Origin of the sequence: Klebsiella sp. MS 92-3 (assembly GCF_000195655.1) — a bacterium.
GTDB classification, from domain to species: domain Bacteria; phylum Pseudomonadota; class Gammaproteobacteria; order Enterobacterales; family Enterobacteriaceae; genus Klebsiella; species Klebsiella pneumoniae.
Window position 1 is genome coordinate 1 of sequence record NZ_GL882769.1, and the last position, 1,544, is coordinate 1,544.

At 48.5% G+C, this 1,544-nt stretch carries 1 protein-coding gene; it reads right to left on the reverse strand.

The window, feature by feature from the left end; genetic code table 11:
• Positions 1-34 precede the first annotated feature (34 nt).
• Positions 35-1,138: a porin OmpC gene (locus tag HMPREF9538_RS20545; RefSeq protein ID WP_009484383.1), complete on the reverse strand. Its 1,104-nt coding sequence runs from the start codon at positions 1,136-1,138 to the stop codon at positions 35-37.
• Positions 1,139-1,544: the final 406 nt, after the last annotated feature.

Here is a 1,544-nt window from a genome sequence, read left to right on the forward strand (position 1 = left end):
GCCAGAGGCGCCTTTTTGTTATGCAGCTTGCAACTTAGAACTGGTAAACCAGGCCCAGTGCAACCACGTCGTCGGTAGAGATACCGGCGTTGTGGGTGAAACTGTTGTCGTCCAGCAGGTTGATTTTGTAGTCAACATAGGTGGACATGTTTTTGTTGAAGTAGTAGGTCGCGCCAACGTCAACATATTTCAGGATGTCCTGGTCGCCGTAGCCTTCCAGATCCTTACCTTTAGACTGCAGGTAAGCCACGGACGGACGCAGACCGAAGTCGAACTGGTACTGAGCAACCACTTCGAAGTTCTGCGCTTTGTTAGCAAAGCCCAGAGAACCAGCGCGGGTCGCGTTGTAGGTCTGGGTGTACTGAGTGGCCAGGTAGATGTTGTTCGCGTCGTATTTCAGACCGCCGGTGTAGGTTTCAGCGTTGTCGCCACGACCCAGTGCCAGCTTGCTGTTCTGGTCGCCAAGACGTTTGGAGTTAGAGTATGCGAAACCAGCGCTGATGCCATCATAGATGTCATAGGTCAGAGAAGTACCGTAACCGTCGCCGTTCTGTTTCAAGGCGGTACGACCGTTGTTGGTAGGAGACAGAGCGCCTTCGCCGCTCGGGCTGCCGTTTTTACCCTGATACTGCAGAGCAAAGTTCAGGCCGTCAACCAGACCGAAGAAATCAGAGTTACGGTAGGTTGCAACGCCGTTAGCACGGGACTGCAGGAAGTTGTCAGAACCGTAGGTGTCGCCGCCGAATTCCGGCAGAACGTCGGTCCAGGACGTTACGTCGTATACTACGCCGTAGTTACGACCGTAGTCGAAAGAGCCCGCGTCGCCAAATTTCAGGCCTGCGAATGCCAGACGAGTCCATGCCTGATCGCTGGAGCTTTCAGTGTTGTTCGCCTGAACGTTGTATTCCCACTGGCCGTAACCGGTCAGCTGGTCGTTGATCTGGGTTTCGCCTTTCACGCCTACACGCATGTAGGTCTGGTCGCCGTCGACGCTCTTGTCGTCAGAGAAGTAGTGCAGACCGTCAATTTTACCGTACAGGTCTAATTTGTTGCCGTCTTTGTTATAAATTTCAGCCGCATTTGCTGCGCCTGCTACCAGCAGAGCCGGTACCAGGAGGGACAGTACTTTAACTTTCATGTTATTAACCCTCTGTTTGTTATATGCCTTTTATTATGCCACTGCTTACTGATTACCCTTCTAATCAGTCGGCTATTTCATTGTGCTGCAAAATGCAGAATAATCCAACAAGAATATGATACTAAAACTTCTAAGATGTTTCAAAGTTCCCACAAGATGTTTCAATTTGTAAATTCAGCGGAACTTTTTTCACCGCAAAATGGTCAGGGAAATACGCACTAATCATCAAAAAAAATATTTAACCTTTTATAATCAAAGCAATAGACGACAACATATCTATAGCACTGAATGGTAAAACAAAATGATCATTGGTGGCTAAAATAAGAGTCGCTATCATCATTAACTTTATTTATTACCGTCATTCAGTTCTGAATGTCTGTTTACCCCTATTTCAACCCCGGGCCCC

Excerpts from the sequence above, each read along its gene's own strand:
- HMPREF9538_RS20545 (WP_009484383.1), bottom strand. The coding sequence starts at position 1,138 with ATGAAAGTTAAAGTACTGTCCCTCCTGGTACCGGCTCTGCTGGTAGCA.